The sequence below is a fragment of the Streptomyces sp. ISL-1 genome, from assembly GCF_018614585.1.
Taxonomy (GTDB): domain Bacteria; phylum Actinomycetota; class Actinomycetes; order Streptomycetales; family Streptomycetaceae; genus Streptomyces; species Streptomyces maoxianensis.
This window is the reverse complement of record NZ_JAGGOI010000031.1, coordinates 142517-159468: the sequence shown is the minus strand read 5'-3', so window position 1 is coordinate 159468 and position 16952 is coordinate 142517. Positions and strand designations below refer to the sequence as shown.

Below are 16952 nucleotides of genomic sequence, written 5' to 3'. Positions count from 1 at the left end.
GCCTGCCCCGCATCTCTCCGACGGAGGCGAGGACTGCACCCGTATGGCCCCGACGCCCCGCCCCGGAACACTCCACAACGCCACGGAATTCGTACCCCTCGCCGGAGCTTCAGGCATCCTGGCCGGTGCGGTACGGCACAGTGCGGGCCACACATTCGCCGTCTTCCTGTTCAGCGCGGCATCTGCCGCCGCGGCCGTCGCCCTGCCTGCCGCGCTCGGGCACACGCTCGACCTGCTGCTGGAAGAAGCCGCGGGGGTGCGGCGAGCCGTCGTTCTGTGCGCTGCGCTGGTCGCCGCCGAGGTCCTTTTCGACGCCTTGGAGGCGCTGGCCGGCGGCGCGAACAGCGCCCGCAGCACCGCCTGGCTGCGCCGCCGCGGAGCCGACCACCTCCTCTCCCTCGCGCCGCACCGTGCCGCCGACCGCTTCAGCCCGGGTGACCTGGTGACCCGGCTGACCGGCAACGCCGCGGAGGCGGGCACCGCGCCCAGCACGGCGGCCATCGGTCTGGCCTCGCTCCTCGTCCCGGTCGGCGCTCTGGTCTACCTGGCCCTCATCGACCTCTGGCTGGCCCTTGTCTTCCTCGCGGGGATCCCCCTGCTGGCCCTGTTGTTGCGGGCCTTCGCCCAGGGCTCCTCCGACAGCATCTCCCAGTACCAACGCGTGCAGGCGAACATCGCCGGCCGCCTCCTCGAGGCCCTCGGTGGCGCACGTACCGTCGCCGCCGCGGGGAGCGCCGAGCGTGAACTCGCCCGCGTGCTGGCGCCGCTTCCCGAACTGGGTGCGCAGGGGCGGCGCATGTGGCAGGTCTACGGGCGCGCGTCGGTCGGCAGCGGGATTCTGGTGCCCCTGCTGACCACCGTCGTCCTCGCCGTCGGCGGGGTGCGGCTGGTCGGTGGAAGCCTGTCCGTGGGCGACCTGCTGGCAGCCGCCCGCTATGCCGCCCTCGCCGCCGGCCTGGGCGCGGTGGTCGGACAGCTCAACTCCCTGCTGCGCAGCCGCGCCGCGGCCCGCCGCATCGCCGAACTGCTCGGCCTTCCCGCCGTACGCCACGGGACGCGTCCTCTGCCCGCCGACGGTCCCGGGCGCGTCGAACTGCGGGCGGTCACCGTCAGCCGCGGCGGCGCTTCCGTGCTGCGCGGGGTCGATCTGGTCGTGCCCGGGGGCACGACGCTGGCCGTCGTCGGGCGCTCCGGCGCGGGCAAGTCCACTCTCGCCGCCGTCGCCGGACGGCTGGCCGACCCCGACGAGGGGGTGGTGCTGCTGGACGGCGTACCGCTGACCGAGGCCGATCCCTCGGAGCTGCGCCGGGAGGTCGGTTACGCCTTCGAACGGCCGGTGCTGTTCGGCGAAACGGTCGGCGCGGCCATCGCATTCGGACCGTACGAGCCCTCCGTCCGCGAGATCGCGGCCGCGGCCCGGGCGGCGGGGGCCGACACCTTCGTCCGGCTCCTGCCCGGCGGATACGAGGCGCCGCTGGCCGGTGCCCCCCTGTCGGGTGGAGAACTGCAACGCCTCGGACTGGCAAGGGCCTTCGCCCACGCCGGCCGATTGCTGGTCCTCGACGACGCCACCTCCAGCCTCGACAGCGTCACCGAACTCGACGTCGGCCGGGCACTCGTACACGACGTCCGGACGGGCACCCGGCTGCTGATCGCTCACCGTGTCTCCTCGGCGGCTCGTGCCGACCTGGTCGCATGGGTCGAGGACGGCCTCGTACGCGCGGTGGGCCCGCACGAACGCCTGTGGGAGGAGCCCGACTACCGGGCCGTGTTCGCGGACACCGGTCAGGACACCGGCGGGAGTTGATGACGATCACGGGCTCACCGCTCCTGCCGCAGGCCTTGCGCTTCCTCGGCCGCCGCAAACGCGTGCTGCTGAAGCTCAGTGGCTGGTCCCTGCTGGAATCGGCCCATACCTTCCTCGGCGGCTACGGCGTGGCGATGGCGCTGGACCGGGGCTTCCTCGTCGGCCGTACCGGCGCCGGCCTGGCGTGGCTGGCAGTGGCCGCGCTGGCCATCGTCATCGGCGGTCTGGCCACCGGCGGTGTCTTCCGAGGACTCGCCGACCTCGTGGAACCGCTGCGGGACGGCCTGGTACGCCGGGTGGTGACACGGTCGCTGGACCAGGCGCTGGCCGAACCGGCGCACGCCGCTGACAGCGCGGTGGTCTCCCGGCTGACCAACCAGACGGAGATCGCACGGGACAGCTTCGCGGGGCTGGTGCTCGTGGCCCGTTCCTTCGTCTTCACCTCGGTCGGGGCACTTTTCGGGCTTGCCGCGCTCGCTCCCGCACTGCTGGTCGTCGTGGCGCCACCGCTGCTGACGGGGCTGCTGCTCTTTCTGGCCACGCTGGCGCCGATGGCCGCCCGGCAACGCGACTTCCTCTGTGCCGACGAGGCCCTGTCGGCGCAGTTCGGCTCGATGGCCCAGGGTCTGCGCGACGTGGTGGCCTGCGGTGCGGGGACACCCGTCGCGGCGCAAGCGCACGCGCTGATCGAGCAGGAGGCCAAGTCGGCACGGTCCCTGGCCCGGTGGGCGAGTGCCCGCTCCCTGTCACTCGGCGTCGCCGGGCACCTCCCGGTGGTCCTGCTCCTGATCGGCGCACCCTGGCTGCTGCGCCAGGGCGTCACGGCGGGCGCCCTGCTCGGCGCGTTGACGTATCTGACCCAGGCCCTGCTGCCCGCTCTGCACAACCTGATGAACGCGCTGGGCGCGGCCGGCACCAGGCTGCTCGTGGTCCTCGGCCGGCTGTCCCCCGGACCCGACCCCAGCCCGACCGTCCCGGTGCCCGCGGGCACCCGCGAGCGGCCGGCGACGGCGGCGGGACACCCCGGGGCGCCGCGGGTCGAACTGCGTGCGGTGACGTTCGCCTACGGTCCGGCGGCGCAACCCGTGCTGCGCGGCCTCAACCTGACGATCGAGCCGGGTGAGCACCTCACGGTGGTGGGGCCCAGCGGAATCGGCAAGTCGACGCTGACCTGTCTGCTGGCCGGCCTGCTCGAACCGGACATGGGCGAGGTACGGCTCGACGACCGGCCGGCGCTCCTGCACGCCAATGACGACCCCTCCCGACTGCGCGTGCTCATCCCGCAGCAGGCCTATGTCTTCACCGGCAGTCTGTACGAGAACCTGCTCTACCTGTGCCCGGACGGAGCGTCGCGGTCGGCGGTGAACGCCTCGTCGGAAGCGGTCGGTCTCGGACCCCTGGTGGGCAGGCTCGGCGGGTTCGACGCGCAGGTCGATCCCGCGGCCCTGTCGCAGGGCGAAAGGCAGCTCATCGCGCTGGGCCGGGCGCATCTCTCCCCCGCGCCGCTCGTCATCCTGGACGAGGCGACCTGCCACCTCGATCCGGCGGCCGAGGCCCGGGCCGAACGGGCCTTCGCCCTGCGGCCCGGGACACTGATCGTGGTTGCCCACCGGATCAGTTCGGCTCGGCGCGCCGACCGGATCCTGGTGCTCGACGGCCTCAACGCCACCTGCGGGAATCATCAGGAACTGCTCGACCAGTCGCCGCTCTACCGTGACCTGGTGGGACAGTGGCACGCCGAGAGGATCTGAGACGGCCCGTCTACACCCAACCCGCCCCCTGCGAAATACGGATTGCGTCAGTCCAGTTACGGGCGTTGGTCTTGCGGATGATTGCGGACATGTAGTTCCGCACGGTCCCCTTGCTCAGTTGCAGAGTGCCGGCGGTCTCAGGGACGGTAGCGCCGTCCGAAGCGAGCGCCAGCACGCTCAATTCACGGGGAGTCAGTGACATGTCGGCCGCCTGGACAAGGTCCGGGGCGAGAGAGGCGTCGACGTATCGTTTCCCCGCTGCCACCAGCCTGATCGCGTTCAGCAACTGGGCGGGCGAAGCGTCCTTGTTCACGAAGCCCAGAGCCTTGGCCTGGGCGGCACGTCGCAGAACGCCGGGTCTGCACGAGGTGGCCAGGACGAGCAGCTCGCACTGCCCGGTGGGGTGGTCCGGTAATCGCGAGGACCCCGGACAGTCCGCGTCCACAACGCAAAGGTCGGGCAGTAGCGAGCGGGCCTGGGTCGGTGCCTTCTCCCAACACGCGGATGACGCCTCGATGTCGTCCGCAGGTTCCAACAGTGCAGTAAGGGCCGATCGCATCAGCCATATGTCGTGCACCAACAGCACCCGTATCACGTATGCCTCACTTCCTGAGAAGTACCGAAACTTGCGTCTCGCACGCCCCCGTCTACCCGGCTCGGACGGAGCGATGGCTCGGCTTTCGGCCAGCTGTGGGTTGCCCCGTACCCGAGCACCGGACCGGCCTCCCTGGGACGAGGTCGACTTCCCCTCCTGCCTGGGGCTTCCATCTCGTGGCCGGACTCGACTGACGGCTCACAGTGCAGGGCACCGCGTCCGGTCTCCGGCTGGTCCTCCCTGCGGCCGTCGACGGATCCAGGTGCTGCCACCAGCGATGACGTGTTCGGTGCCGAGCCGTACGTGAAGCAGCCGTCCGGTCGGTCGCCGTGGCCGATCCCCACCGGTGGACACCGCCCGAGCCGACGCGGTCATGCGCCGACGACGCACCCATCGCCGGAGACGGTCAGCGTGGCCGTCGAAGCCCGAACCCGACGGGCAGCGTGGCCAGTTGCGACCTCGATGCGACCCCGCCGACAGAGACCTCCGCAGCGAAACAGGCCGCTCGCTTGCCGCCGGACATCGAACACCTCGTCTGCGGCCGATGCGGGCCGTGCGCTCGTCCGCGGGGAGCCTGGAGGAGCAGGCGGCCCGTGGAGACTGCAGCAGGTGGCCACCGTGCATGACCCCGGTGCGGCGGTCAGCTCCCCGCTTCGTGGAGACGCAGGCCCGGAATCGTCAGATCACCGCCGGACTGACCTGCCTGGGAAACGGTCACCTCCTGGAAAGTGAGTGTCCGCATCGATGAGATCGGTGCTGCCGCGACCGGGTCGAAAAGCCACGGCGGGAGGCTGTCCGGTGTGAGCATGACGCTGCGGTCGCTCGGGAGGGGGCTGCCCTCCAGGCCCGTGATGATGCCGGTCAGCCTCTCCGTGTACATCGTCACCGTTTCGCCGGCAATGGTGGAGGTGGTGCCGGGCTCGGCCTGCAGATGCGAGGTCCCACTGCCCTGGTTCACCCTCACGTCGAGGTCATCGATGTCCACGGACCGGGCGGTGAACTTCAGCACCCGCTTGGGCCCGGCCACCGTCTCCACGGTCACCACCCCGCGGAAGACGCTGTTGCGCAGGACGAGCCTGCTGGAGTGCAGAGTCCAGGGGACGCCGGGCATCCGAGCCGCCGCCTCGTCCATCGGCGAGTGGAGACCGACGGGTCTGGCGAGGCCGCCGGCGCCCGGCGACGTGGTGGGAGCGCGGCGCTGGGGGGCCGTGCCTGTCACCACGGCAGCGGCTGACGGTGCCGAACTGCACGCAGCGGCTGGCGGGGTCCCGTTCGCGGGGTCGCAGGAAGCTTCCCAGCGCTCGCCGACGGAAATGGCCGGGGCTGCGAGGGTGACATATAGGGCCGCGCGATCGGCGGCCGACACCAATGCCGGAGAGACCGCCGCGGTCATGAGCAGCGCCGGCGGTAGGGCGGCCAGCGCCAGCACGCCGCCGACCGCCCGATACGACCGGTCGCGTATGCCTGCCTTCAGCAAGGAGTACGGGGTGCAGCCCGGGCGGATCGACTTCACGGTCGGCGTGCGCTCGGCTTGGCCCGTCCGGGTGTCGTCATTCGTCACTTCGTACGCCTTGCGGGAACCGCACTCTGTGCTGCCGCTTCCGGCACCGCAATCCCGTCGTCGGGGTCGGCCGCAACCGTCCGGGGCTCCGCAATGGCGCTCGGTGGAGCCCACGCGCAGGCCAGTGAGCCACCGATCAGCCCAGGCAGCAGACCGAGAAGGAAGCCACCGAAGTTGGCGACGGGGAGAGAGACCAGGGTGAGCAGGATCGCCGCGACCCCAGCGAAGATCCGCACCTGGTGCTGGAGCCAGAGCGTGACGCCCAGCACGATGAGCAGGGTCCCGATGAGCAGTGACCCTGCGCCGGCGGTGGTGGACAGCGCCAGGGTGAAGCCGCCGAAGCTGAGGTGGGTGTAGGGGAAGTAGATGATGGGGAGGCCGGCGGAGAGGGTCAGCAGACCGGCCCAGAAAGGGCGGGTGCCGCGCCAGGCCCGGAATCTCCTTCTCGCCGGGGCGATCGCGTCGCGTAGCCCGGACCGTGCGTACATGGTCGCGTTCACGTGGCAGCTCCCTGAGGGGTGAGCAGGTGGTGGAAGTCGATGGAGAGGATGGGCGCCCCCCGCCGGCGCGTGCCGGGCCGTCAGCGCCGGGCCGACGCCTGCGCTGTCGGCCGTTGCGGATCTGTGCGGCGTTCAGGAACCGAAGGGCGGATCAGAAGCACTCGTCCTTGCCCTTGTCGAGCGACAATTTCAGGCCGGGCACGTCGAAGGTGCCGGCCGAGGTCGCGACCGCGGTTAGCCGCAGGTCGGTCAGGGTGGCCGACCTGGCCTGCTGCGCGAAGCCGTTCGGGTCGAAGAACCGTGAGTCCCGGTCACCAGGGCTGACCTCGCCCACTGTGAGCGACCCGGCGGCGATCCCGATATCGATACGCCGGAAGTTCGCCTGGTCGGCCTCCAGCGTGGCCATGTCGATGAAGAGGTTTTTCGCGGTGGTCGGCCGGCGACCACCGGTGACGGTCAACGTGTAGGGACCAAGTACCGGGACCGGGACGACAACGGACTGACAGAGCCCTTGGATCGTTGCGGACTTGAACCCTGCTACCACGACCGGCACAGGGGTGCGTTTCCGCGTCACGTCCACCGTGCCGTACAGGCTGAATCCCTCTCCGGTCAGCGAGTCGGCGGAGATCTTGAACTCCTTCCCGGAGATAAAGAAGGACGCGGCGAGTGCTCCTTGGGCCAAGCCGATGGCCGTGGCCGCGGCGGCCGCGATGCTCGGCACCAGAAAGAAGGCGAATCGCTTCCAGCGGGTCCGACCGAATTGTTGGGACATGCCGATTCTCATTTCCTGGATGTACCGGCGACCCTTCGGCCTCGCCCGCGCAGGCCCGGCCGGGCAGGAGAGAGGGCAGCTACGTCTTCGAGACGCCTCAGCTGACACCCGAGTCGTCGATCCGCTTTCGGACAAACAAGTTGAGCAGGTCCCGGTGACTGCTCCCGTCGTCGGCAACTGCCTGCGATGGGTGTGCCGCCACCGAGGAATCATGCACCGGGATGCTGGACCCCGCTGCCCTCGAAGTGCCGGCACCGACCCGGCGCGAGGATTCCGCCTACCGACTTCCGACCGGCTGCCGGAGATCGGCAACCGACCGATTACGATCGATAATGCTGCGCACAGATGAACTTCGCAGACTTTCTGTCACCCATGTTGCTTCACGTCACTCAATCGGCCTACGCGGTCAGTTCAAGGGCAAACCAAATTCCCGGCTGATCCCACCCAGCCGCATTCGGACAGCAAGAGCGCCGCCGCTGCCGGACATGCGTCACCCTTCACCGTTTTCCCGCAAGAGGGTCTACGCCTCACGAACGGACTGGCCACTCCGCGCCCGGCGTGCCCCCACGACCTCCGGCACCGTCTCCGGTGAGAACGGTCCAGCGGTCGGTCGCCGCCGAACCGGCACGACCGCGAGCCATCCGACAGGCATAGCCACCGAGCAGTTCCCGGCCCATCAACCCCGCCCAGGACCAGAGCCGTTGATGTCCTCAGCTGACCTTCCCCCATCCGTTCGCGGAACGGCTGCGCGCCCTCATATCCCGGCCCTCAGGCCGTTGCGGAACTGCGGTGCTACTTCGGCATCGATCTGCCGCCAGGGGCCGTGTCTTTCACAGGTAGTCGTTCGAGCATCGTCGTCCGCTGCGCCGTCGGCCGACCGCCGTCGTTTTGACTCGCCCTGCACGCAACGCCGCGCGCCGACGACGACCCCCTCCACCGCGAGCCGGTGGCACTGCGGCAGGCCGCCGGGCTCCCCGAAACGGTCAGCGTGCTGCGGGTCTGTGACGTGGTGGCGTGGAAGCGGCATCGCACTGATCACCGGGGAACGGGCTGCGTCCGGCCGTGACCTTTGCCGAGGCGCTCCCGCCAGGGATGAGGGTGAGGGACTTTACCAACCGTTCTGTGTACGCAATGTTCGCGAGAACCAGGCTGCGGTCCGGGTCACGGCCCTGCTCATCGCCCACCCCAGCGCCGATCCGTGGCGGGATGCGACCGTCCGCGAACAGGCACGTGGCCTCCTTACGGAAATACCGTCGGGTGGACAACGCGGGCAGGATTCGTCAGCCCCGTCAGTCACTGCTCAGTTCGTCCGCCACCTGCCCCACCGCGTCCAGCGAACATGTGACTGCCTCCCGCGACGCGGCTCGGGCCTGCCGCAATCTCGCCCGCCCGTACGCTGCGAACGCCACCGCACCGACACCGTACGCAGCCGCCAATGCCCCCACCACGCGCTGCGCCGGCCACACGCGCTCCAGCGCGCGTACCGCCGACTCCTGTGCCGCCAGCAGCGCCAGCAACCCCAGCGCTCCGCCCGCGCCCAACGCTGCCGACCCCCGTCTGCCCTCGGTCACAGCAGCCACCAGCTCCGCCTTGACCTGGTCAACGTCCTCGCTTATCAACGCGATCACATCCTGTGAGAGTGCCTGCATGCTTCTCCGGTACCCCTGACGCGGCCGGGCACGCGCCGGACCTCGCTGGGAGGGGGCCCTGGGCCCGGCGAAGGTCCACCCCTCCGGCGCCTTTCCGGTGATCCCCCCGGCCCCGCCAACCACACCGAAACGGAACTTCGCGAGGGCTCCACGCCCATGCCGGATCCGGCTCGGGTACCGAGGGCGTGCTGCCGCACCGCCACCGGCTGCACCACCGCGACAGCTACAACTCCGATGCGGGCAACACGGTTTGACTTCTCCATTGGGAAGCCTCTGAGTATCCCAGTACTCCATAGCTCCCGGCATGGTCCGGTAAGCCCTGCCGAGGCCGGCGAACGACGCTCCCCAGCCCCTGCTGCCAGTCGCCCAGGGCCGCCCGGGTGACCTGCCGGGCACCACGGCAAGAGGAGCACAGGGGCCTGGCCCCCCGCTCCTATCGTGAAAGACACACCATCGGCGGGGTCGAGGCGGGAAAGACGTGACGGAACCGGAGATCGACTACGCGGCGGTGTTCCAGGCCTTTGCCGGGGCGGTGGCGCTGCTGACGCCGCAGCTGGTCTACGCGGACGCCAGGAGTTCTTGCGCATTCGGGGCAGCACCCGTGAGCAAGTCGTCGGCCACTACCTGCCCGACGACGTTCCCGACCCCAGTGCCCCCACCGCGGCCGCCCTGCGCAACATTCAGACGTCTCTACGCCGGGTAGCGGAAACCGGTGAGCCCGCCATGGCCCTGGAGCGCTACGACGTGGAGGAGTTCGCCCGACCAGAGGTATGGGACGAACGGTACTTGAGTCTGATCAACGTCCCCGTCTTCGGTTCGGACGGGCGGGTGGCGCTGCTGCTGCACCGGGTGGAGGATGTCACCGAACTCATCCGCGCCCGCGAAGTCGCGCTGAGCCTGCAAGAGGCGATGCTGCCCGCTCCTCGCCCGGTCGGGCGCCACGGGACGGCCGTACGCTACCGGCCCGCCGTCGACGCGCTGGAAGTGGGCGGTGACTGGTACGACCTGGTCGACCTGGGCGGTGACCGCATCGCGGTCGCCGTCGCCGTCGGCGACGTTGTCGGCCCCGGCCTGTCTGCGGCCGGCGTCATGGGACAACTGCGCAGCGCGCTCAGCGCCGCCTCCCGCGTCGTCGGCGGCCCCGCGGGGGCCTGGAAGTCCTCGAGCTGTACGCCCGCTCCATCGCCGGCGCTGAGAACACCACAGTGGCCAAGGCGTTCATCGACTGGGACACCCACACCATCACCTACAGCAGCGCCGGCCAACCGCCACCGGCCCTCCTGCAGATGGACGGCACCGTCGACTTCCTGGACCGGGCCACCGACCCCCCGCTCGGCGCCCGCCCTGAACACGCCCCCCGGCTCCAGGCCTCCGAGCCCTTCACCGAGGGCGCCGTCCTTGTGCTGTACACCGACGGCCTGATCGAACGCCGCCGCGAAGACATCGACACCGGCCTCGCGCGACTCGCCGGTTCTCTGGCCCGCCACCAGGCAGCCGACCTTGAAACCCAGGCCGACGCCCTGCTGGCCGACCTGCTCCCGCCCGGCGGTGCCACCGACGACACCGCCCTGGTCATCGTGCGCCTATGACCCTGCCCGCCACAGCAACCACCGAGAAGATTCTCGCCAAGTTCGACTGGGCCGGCCCAGTTTCAAGAATTGGGTGGCAGAGGCGCGAACTGACGGAACTGGAAAGCAAGGCGCTAGGCTCCGGCCATGGCGACGCGCACCCGGCTGTATCACAACGGCATCCTCGCCCTGGAGGACTTTCCCGCCGGTGACATCTCCGAGCACCTCGCCGACCCGGCGTCAGTGGTGTGGCTGGACCTGTGCCGACCTGGATCCGCTGAACTCGCCATGGTTGGCGAAGAATTCGACATCCACGACCTGGCTCTGGAGAATGCCGCACAGCATGGACAGCGGCCGAGTCTCGATCACTACCGCACCCACGAATTCCTCACCGCCTACGCCGTCACCGTCGGCCCGGACGGCGCGGAACTGTCCACCAGCGAGATCGCCGTATTCCTCACCGGCCAGGCAATGATCACCGTCCGCAAGGATGACGGATTCGACATTGAGGACGTCGTCACCCGCTGGGACGAGAGCCCGGACCTGGCCGGCCACGGCGTTGCATTCCTGCTGCACGGCTTGCTCGACCATCTCATCGACGGGCACTTCGCCGCGGTGCAGCAACTCGACGACAGCATCGAGGAATTGGAGGATCTGCTCTTCGCAGCAGGACGTCGCGAGATCGAAACCGTGCAACGCCGGGCGTTCGCACTACGCAAATCCCTCGTCCGGCTGCGCCGCGTCGTACTCCCGATGCGCGAGGTGGTCAACTCGCTCATGCGGCCCGGCCCGCCCGTGATCACCAACTCTCTTGTCCCCTATTACCAGGACGTCTACGACAACGTTCTCCGCGTCACCGAATGGACCGAATCGCTGCGAGACATGATGGCCTCGGTCATGGAGACGAATCTGTCGGTCCAGGCCAACCGCATGAATCTGATCATGAAGAAGGTGACGAGCTGGGCCGCGATCATCGCCGTTCCCACTGCGATCACCGGCTACTTCGGCCAGAATCTCCCCTATCCCGGCTTCGGCCACCAGTCTGGAAACATCGCCTCCACCGCCCTCATCGTGGTCGTGTCCGCTCTGCTCTATCTGATTTTCAAGCGCAGAGACTGGCTCTGACGAGCCGCTGCATCAGATGCCCGCGAGCCGAGGTCATCGTCACCGGAACGGACGGTGCCCGCCACCGACGCTCCGGCTATCTCGGGGCCGCCGGCAAGGTGCTGACGGCAGTTCACGTCGTGGTCGGCGCAGAGTGCGTCCAGGTCTGGTTTGACGCGCGCGAGGACCGGGACATCAGTTGTGGCGCGCGCGAACACGCCCCGCCCATAGAGGATCCGCTCGTCGGGCCGATGGTGGCGCAGGACCCAGCCGATGCGGCCGACCGGGCACGCGAGGTACGCCCGGGTCCGCGAGCACAACGCCGTTCTGCGCTCCAGCGCCATGGGCTTCCCCGCCTCCAATACGGCCGGACCGGAGCGGCGGCCCGCAGGCGGTCTACGACGACGGCCGCCTCAGGTAGTCGACGGCGGCGAGGTCGTCGTTGTCGTGGCCGGCTGCGACGGTTGCTTCCAGGCGGTCTCGGACAACCTGGAGCAGAGGGCTGGGGGCGGCGGCTGCCTCGGCCAGTTCGATGTCCTTCAGGGCGAGTTGCACCGCGAATCCGGGCGCGTAGGAGGAGTCGTCCATGAGGCCTACCTTCTGCAGCTCGTACGGCATGGCGAGCGGGCCCGCCTCAAGCACCCGGACGAACGTCGCGTGCTCGACGCCGAGAGCGTCGCACAGCGCGAGTACGTCGCTCATGGCGACCGTCGAGGCGGCCATCCAGGCGTTGACCGCAAGCTTGACGGCGCTGCCCTCGACCCCCGTCCCGACGTGGAGCACGGACGAGCCGAGATCGTCGAGCAGGGGACGCGCCCGCGCAATGACGTCCTCGGGGCCGGCAACCAGCCAGACAAGCTTGCCCTGCAGAGCGGGAGCGGTGCTTCCCGAGACCGGTGCGTCGAGGTACGCGACACCATGATCACGAGCCAGAGCGGCCAGGGCGCCGGCGCTCTGTGGCCCTACCGTGCTCGCCTGCACCCAGACGGCATCGTTGTCGAGCCGATCGATGGCATCCGACATGACGTCCGCGACCGCATCGCCGTCACGGAGCACAGTGAGGACGACGGACGCGCCGGAGACCGCATCGCCCACCTCCCCCACTGCCATGACCCCGGCAGCGTGCTCCGCCACCGCCCGGGCCCTCTCCTCCGTACGGTTCCACAGCCGTACCTCATGGCCGGTATCTCCGAGCCGCGTCGCCATCGCGGCGCCGAGTGCGCCTGCTCCGAGAACAGCGACGGTGGAAGCGTGAGACATGGAAAACCTCATTTCTGTTCCCCCGTGCCCATGCTCCACCGACAACCCGAGTCTTTCCTGGCAAAGGAACGCAGCGCCCCTCACGAGTAGCAAGTCGACGTCGGGGATGGGCAGTCGTCGGACCGACCCGGTACAGCTTCGAGCAGTCCCCCGCGGGACCTGTACACACCCGAGACACACCCGAGCTCGCGGTGCTCCCCCAAAATCGAACAGAGGTACTATTCTGTCGTGGCTGAAACGTACGACTTCCCCGACGACCTCCGTGCCGCGCAGCTCGACCTGCACCGGACGCGTGCCGAGTACGCGGCGCTGTGTCGGGCCCTGCCGTGGTCGGCGACCCCGGAGCCCGGCTGGGCGAGTGAGAAGCATGTACTGGGCGACCGGGTGGTGTCCTTTCCCGACAGTGCGGGCTACACCGCGGAGCAAGTAGCGGAGGTGGAGCGGCTGCGCCGACGGCTGCTCGACCTGTCGGTCACAGTGAGCACGCATCCGTACTGGGCGACCTTGACGGCGGACGTGGTCGACGCGCGGATGGCGCTCAAGCGCACCCATGGGCAGGACGAGGGCAAGGCGGCGTAGACCAGCGGCGTCGATATGCGCTTCAGCCACCACGCACCACAGCGCGCATGGGAATCACGCACCCTGAGCCGAAGTCAGCGCGGAACCCGGGTTTCAGCGACGGCACTGCGCCAGCCAGTCGGCGGGGGCGATAGCAGCCGCCTGCCGGATGGTTGAAACTGGCAGCTTCCCCGAGCCTGGAGCATATGAGGCGTGACGCATCACCCCCCGCGCCGCCCGAGGCAGGGTCCTCAGCCAGGACCGCCCACCCGCCTTTTACGTCGTCGGCAGGGCGGCTGATCGGTCTCGACCTGGCCCGCGGCCTGGCGATCTTGGGGATGTATGCCGCGCATGTCGGCCCCGAGCCGTCGGTGGGCGGCCCGCTCGGCTGGGCAATGGAGGCGGCCCGTGGGCGATCGGCCACCCTGTTCGCGCTGCTGGCCGGGTTCACCCTCGTCATTCTCACCGGCCGACCGGAGCCGCGAACCGGGCGCGCGGGGCGACAGGCCGTGGGCAGGGTACTGATCCGCTCCGCCATCCTGATCGCCCTGGGATACCTCCTCACCGCCCTGGACACCAGTGTCGATGTGATCCTCTCCGTCTACGGACTGCTCTTCATCCTCGCGCTTCCGCTGTACCGGCTGCGCGCGCCCACCCTGGCCGCCATCGCCGCATCTGCCGCGCTGGTCATGCCCCTGGTCTGGTACCTGCTCCTGGCCGCGGTCGAGCACGGAAGCTGGGCCGATGCCGTCATCGCCCACGATCCGCTCGCCCGGATCACCGACTCGGAGGGGCTCGTCGAGCTGTTCATCACCGGCGAGTACCCGGTCCTGACCTGGCTGCCCTTCATCATCGCCGGAATGGCGGTGGCCAAGCTCGACCTCAAGCGGCCCGGAGTACCCGCCAAGATCGCCCTGTCCGGCGGCGCGCTGGTCGTACTCGGATACGGAGGCTCATGGCTGGCGCTGCACCTCGTTCCCGGAGCACAAGCCGCGGTGAGTGCGGCCACAGATGGAGGGCCGGCCGCATCGGCCTGGTGGTCCGACGCCGTCAGCGAGGACCCCACCGTCGGCGTTCCGGCTTGGCTGCTGGTGGCCGCGCCTCACAGTCAGACGACATGGTCCATCCTGGGCAGCACCGGCGTCGCCCTGGTGGTCCTGGCCGCCTGCCTCATCGCCACTGCCCGGTCGGCGCGCCTGCGGTGGCTTGCCGCGCCCGTCATCGCGGTCGGCTCGATCGCCCTCACCGCTTACGTCGGCCACATCATCGCCATCAAGGCCCTGGGCGTCGACGAGTTGCCGGACTCCGCCGCCCTGCCGGTTCTCATCTGCTTCGCCGTGGCTGCCATGCTGCTGGCCCTCGCCTGGACCCGGGCCTTCCAGCGTGGGCCACTGGAGTACATGATGCATGCCGCCACCACGCCCGCCCTCCTGATCAAATGATCGGGCGGCGCACAACGAACCCTGCGCCCGGTGGTCGTGACGCCAGTGCTGGGCTACGGCCACTCCGGCGGGCTGACGCGGTCGTTCTTCGTCGAGCCGGCGCGCACCGCCGGTGCCGTGCCCCTCGCCGAGGCGTTCGCCCCGGCCCTGAACGCCCCGGCCGGTTCCGACTACGCCGGTCTCAGCGGCCGGCAGCTCCCGCTTGCGGACATCACCCGCACCCTCAGTCACGGCTGCCGGGTGCCCGGGCAGGATCGACTCGCTGACCCTCGATGAGGCTGTGCGGCGGATGGGCCCGATCGCCGAGGCGTTCGCCGCCCTCGACCAGCAGCTCACCGGCGCCCGGGCCCGCCGGGACCTCGGCCGGACACCCACCCGTCCCGACGCCCTGGCCGAACTCGCCCAGGGCTGAACCACCCGCCATCGGGAGGGCACGGCCAGGCAGGTGCGGCCCCGTGCGGGCCCCGTACAGCACTCCCTCGCCGCCCCCACCACGCCGCGCGTTCACACCCGGACGGACGCACGCACCGGACAACCGGACAGTGCCCGTTCAGCCAGTGCCCGTTCGGTTGGCGAACGTCCGGCGGGGCGCGGCAGGCTGACGAAGAGGAGCGCCTCGAGCCGGAAGGCGGTGCCGAATGTACGGCCTGGAAGTCACCGTAGTGATCCTCGCGGCAGTGGTGGCGATGACATGGCTGGCTCGCCGCCTGCGCTGGAACGAGCCGGTCCTGCTGGTGGCGGGCGGCTGCCTGATCGGCCTCACACTCGACTTCCGAACCCTTGTCCTGCCTCCCGAAGTTGTCCTGCTGCTGTTCCTGCCTCCCCTGCTCTACTGGGAGTCGCTGACCACCTCGCTCCGCGAGATCCGCACGAACGTGCGCGGCATCATGCTGCTCGGCACCGGCCTGGTGCTGGCCACCGCCGCCGCCGTGGCCGCTGTGGGGCACGCGCTGGGCCTCTCCTGGCCGCTCGCCTTCATCCTGGGCGCCGTCGTCGCCCCCACCGACGCCATCGCCGTGGCGGCGGTCGCCCGGGGCCTGCCCCGCCGGATCCGGACCATTCTCCGGGCGGAGAGCCTGATCAACGACGGCACCGCGCTCGCCCTCTACGCGGTGGTGGTCGCGGTCGTCGTGGAGGGGCAGGTCTTCAGCTGGTGGGGCACCGTCGCGCGCTTCCTGCTGGCCTACGCGGGCGGTGTCGCGATCGGCGCCGCCTGCGCCGCCGTCGTGGTGGCCCTGCGCCGGCGATTGAACGACCTCGCGGTGGAGAGCGCCCTGGGCGTGCTCACCCCATTCGCCACCTATCTGCCCGCCGAGGCCGTGGGCGTCTCCGGTGTCCTGGCGGTGGTCACCTGCGGTCTTGTCCTCAGCCAGGCGGGCCCCAAGGTGATCAACGCGGGCGCGAGAGTACAGATCACCGCCTTTTGGGAGGTGAGCACCTTCATCCTCAACAGCGCGCTGTTCGTCCTGGTCGGCATCCAGACACCCGCCATCGTGAGCGCGATCAGCTCCGTCTCCTTGTGGCACGCCGTGGTCACCGCCTTGCTGGTCAGCGGCGTGGTGATCGCCACGCGCCTGCTGTGGCTGTACTCGGTGCCCTACCTCATCCGCGCCGTCGACCATCGCCAGGTCCAGCGCAGGCTGCGCTCCGGCGCCCGGCAAAGGTTCCCCATCGCCTGGAGCGGGGTTCGCGGGGCCGTGTCGCTGGCAGCTGCCCTCGCCGTCCCGGCCACCACGGCCGCAGGCCTGCCGCTCGAGGGACACGGCCTGCTGGTCTTCACCGCCGTGACCGTCATCCTGGTCACGCTGGTCCTCCAAGGGACGACTCTGCCCGCGGTGATCCGCTGGGCCGGACTGCGCGGCGATCCCGACGAGACCGCCGAGGAACGCCGGGCCCATCGCCAGATCGCCGCCGCGGCACTGGAGGCCCTTGCCGACCACGCCGACCGCCTGGAAACACCGCCGGAGACCGCCGACGCCATCCTGAGCGAACTGCGCCAGTACGCCGCCGAAAACGCGGGGGCGCCCGACACCACCGGTCCCGGTATGCGGGCGGAGCTCGAACTGCGCCTCGCCCTGATCGGCGTCAAACGCAGCGCCCTCATCCGCCTGCGGGACGAGCGCAGCATCGACGACATCGTCCTTCGGCGACTGCAGACGGTCCTGGACAGCGAGGAAATCAGGATCGAGCTGGCCCTGCGCGCCATCACCGACCAGTCGCCTCCACCACCGGCCGACGGCACCACCGAACCTCGCGGCCGGGCCCCCGGTGAGTGAGCCACCGCGTCCGGGGAGGGACGGGGTGTCTCCCGGCCGGCCGGGAGACACGCGGCCATTCCCCTGGAAGAGGGACGGACCGCGTACGAAGTGATTCGCGCCCGGATTG

16 protein-coding genes and 1 pseudogene are annotated in these 16952 nt (G+C 70.0%); 10 read left to right on the top strand and 7 right to left on the bottom strand.

The features are described 5' to 3' along the window. The first annotated feature begins 43 nt into the window (after nucleotides 1-43). Nucleotides 44-1807, top strand: a complete 1764-nt coding sequence (locus tag J7E87_RS22155; RefSeq protein ID WP_215096229.1) for an ABC transporter ATP-binding protein — start codon at nucleotides 44-46, stop codon at nucleotides 1805-1807. Further along, nucleotides 1807-3558 carry an ABC transporter ATP-binding protein gene (locus tag J7E87_RS22150; protein ID WP_215096228.1) on the top strand — a complete coding sequence of 584 codons (1752 nt, stop codon included), beginning with the start codon at nucleotides 1807-1809 and terminating at the stop codon, nucleotides 3556-3558. The genes J7E87_RS22155 and J7E87_RS22150 overlap by 1 nt, the downstream gene beginning before the upstream one ends. Before the next feature lie 10 nt (nucleotides 3559-3568). On the opposite strand, the gene J7E87_RS22145 is transcribed toward J7E87_RS22150, so the two are convergent. The 4 genes from J7E87_RS22145 to J7E87_RS22130 all read right to left on the bottom strand — a co-directional run bounded on the left by J7E87_RS22145 (nucleotide 3569) and on the right by J7E87_RS22130 (nucleotide 6986). Further along, the gene (locus J7E87_RS22145; protein ID WP_308313010.1) at nucleotides 3569-4003 is read right to left on the bottom strand and encodes a response regulator transcription factor; all 435 of its coding nucleotides are present in this window, start codon (nucleotides 4001-4003) and stop codon (nucleotides 3569-3571) included. 790 nt (nucleotides 4004-4793) lie between these two features. After that, nucleotides 4794-5714, bottom strand: coding sequence for a hypothetical protein (locus tag J7E87_RS22140; protein WP_215096226.1), 921 nt, complete (start codon nucleotides 5712-5714; stop codon nucleotides 4794-4796). Then, a complete protein-coding gene (locus tag J7E87_RS22135) occupies nucleotides 5711-6202 on the bottom strand; it encodes a DUF6114 domain-containing protein (protein ID WP_251017849.1) in 492 nt (163 codons plus the stop codon). Before J7E87_RS22135 ends, J7E87_RS22140 begins: the two co-directional genes overlap by 4 nt. Nucleotides 6203-6365: 163 nt before the next feature. Then, nucleotides 6366-6986: a DUF6230 family protein gene (locus J7E87_RS22130; RefSeq protein WP_215096225.1), complete on the bottom strand. Its 621-nt coding sequence runs from the start codon at nucleotides 6984-6986 to the stop codon at nucleotides 6366-6368. Nucleotides 6987-7884: 898 nt separating this feature from the next. Here J7E87_RS22130 and J7E87_RS35265 point away from each other — a divergent pair. Next, on the top strand, nucleotides 7885-8052 hold the full coding sequence (locus J7E87_RS35265) for a DUF6308 family protein (protein ID WP_285427371.1): 168 nt from the start codon (nucleotides 7885-7887) through the stop codon (nucleotides 8050-8052). 223 nt (nucleotides 8053-8275) lie between these two features. Here J7E87_RS35265 and J7E87_RS22125 read toward each other — a convergent pair whose 3' ends face one another. Then, nucleotides 8276-8635 carry a phage holin family protein gene (locus J7E87_RS22125; RefSeq protein ID WP_215096224.1) on the bottom strand — a complete coding sequence of 120 codons (360 nt, stop codon included), beginning with the start codon at nucleotides 8633-8635 and terminating at the stop codon, nucleotides 8276-8278. A gap of 478 nt (nucleotides 8636-9113) precedes the next feature. Here J7E87_RS22125 and J7E87_RS22120 point away from each other — a divergent pair. Together J7E87_RS22120 and J7E87_RS22115 are read left to right on the top strand one after the other, a co-directional pair. Continuing rightward, nucleotides 9114-10224: pseudogene (locus J7E87_RS22120) on the top strand (PP2C family protein-serine/threonine phosphatase). Between the two features lie 126 nt (nucleotides 10225-10350). Further along, nucleotides 10351-11328, top strand: coding sequence for a magnesium transporter CorA family protein (locus tag J7E87_RS22115; RefSeq protein WP_215096223.1), 978 nt, complete (start codon nucleotides 10351-10353; stop codon nucleotides 11326-11328). On the opposite strand, the gene J7E87_RS22110 is transcribed toward J7E87_RS22115, so the two are convergent. Further along, a complete protein-coding gene (locus J7E87_RS22110) occupies nucleotides 11295-11651 on the bottom strand; it encodes a hypothetical protein (protein WP_215096222.1) in 357 nt (118 codons plus the stop codon). The genes J7E87_RS22115 and J7E87_RS22110 overlap by 34 nt on opposite strands. 52 nt (nucleotides 11652-11703) lie before the next feature. Further along, a complete protein-coding gene (locus tag J7E87_RS22105) occupies nucleotides 11704-12567 on the bottom strand; it encodes an NAD(P)-dependent oxidoreductase (RefSeq protein ID WP_215096221.1) in 864 nt (287 codons plus the stop codon). 228 nt (nucleotides 12568-12795) lie between these two features. Between J7E87_RS22105 and J7E87_RS22100 the strand changes: the two genes are divergently transcribed. From J7E87_RS22100 to J7E87_RS22085, 5 genes are all read left to right on the top strand, one after another. Beyond that, nucleotides 12796-13146, top strand: a complete 351-nt coding sequence (locus J7E87_RS22100; RefSeq protein WP_215096220.1) for a hypothetical protein — start codon at nucleotides 12796-12798, stop codon at nucleotides 13144-13146. Between the two features lie 185 nt (nucleotides 13147-13331). Next, the gene (locus J7E87_RS22095) at nucleotides 13332-14567 is read left to right on the top strand and encodes a DUF418 domain-containing protein (protein ID WP_215096219.1); all 1236 of its coding nucleotides are present in this window, start codon (nucleotides 13332-13334) and stop codon (nucleotides 14565-14567) included. Between the two features lie 30 nt (nucleotides 14568-14597). Beyond that, entirely contained in the window at nucleotides 14598-14843 is a 246-nt protein-coding gene (locus J7E87_RS22090; RefSeq protein WP_215096218.1) for a hypothetical protein, read from the top strand. A gap of 13 nt (nucleotides 14844-14856) precedes the next feature. Further along, entirely contained in the window at nucleotides 14857-14979 is a 123-nt protein-coding gene (locus J7E87_RS35940; RefSeq protein ID WP_285427361.1) for a hypothetical protein, read from the top strand. 226 nt (nucleotides 14980-15205) lie between these two features. Beyond that, complete coding sequence (locus tag J7E87_RS22085) at nucleotides 15206-16843, top strand: Na+/H+ antiporter (RefSeq protein WP_215096217.1); 1638 nt, start codon at nucleotides 15206-15208, stop codon at nucleotides 16841-16843. The last annotated feature ends 109 nt before the right edge of the window (nucleotides 16844-16952 follow it).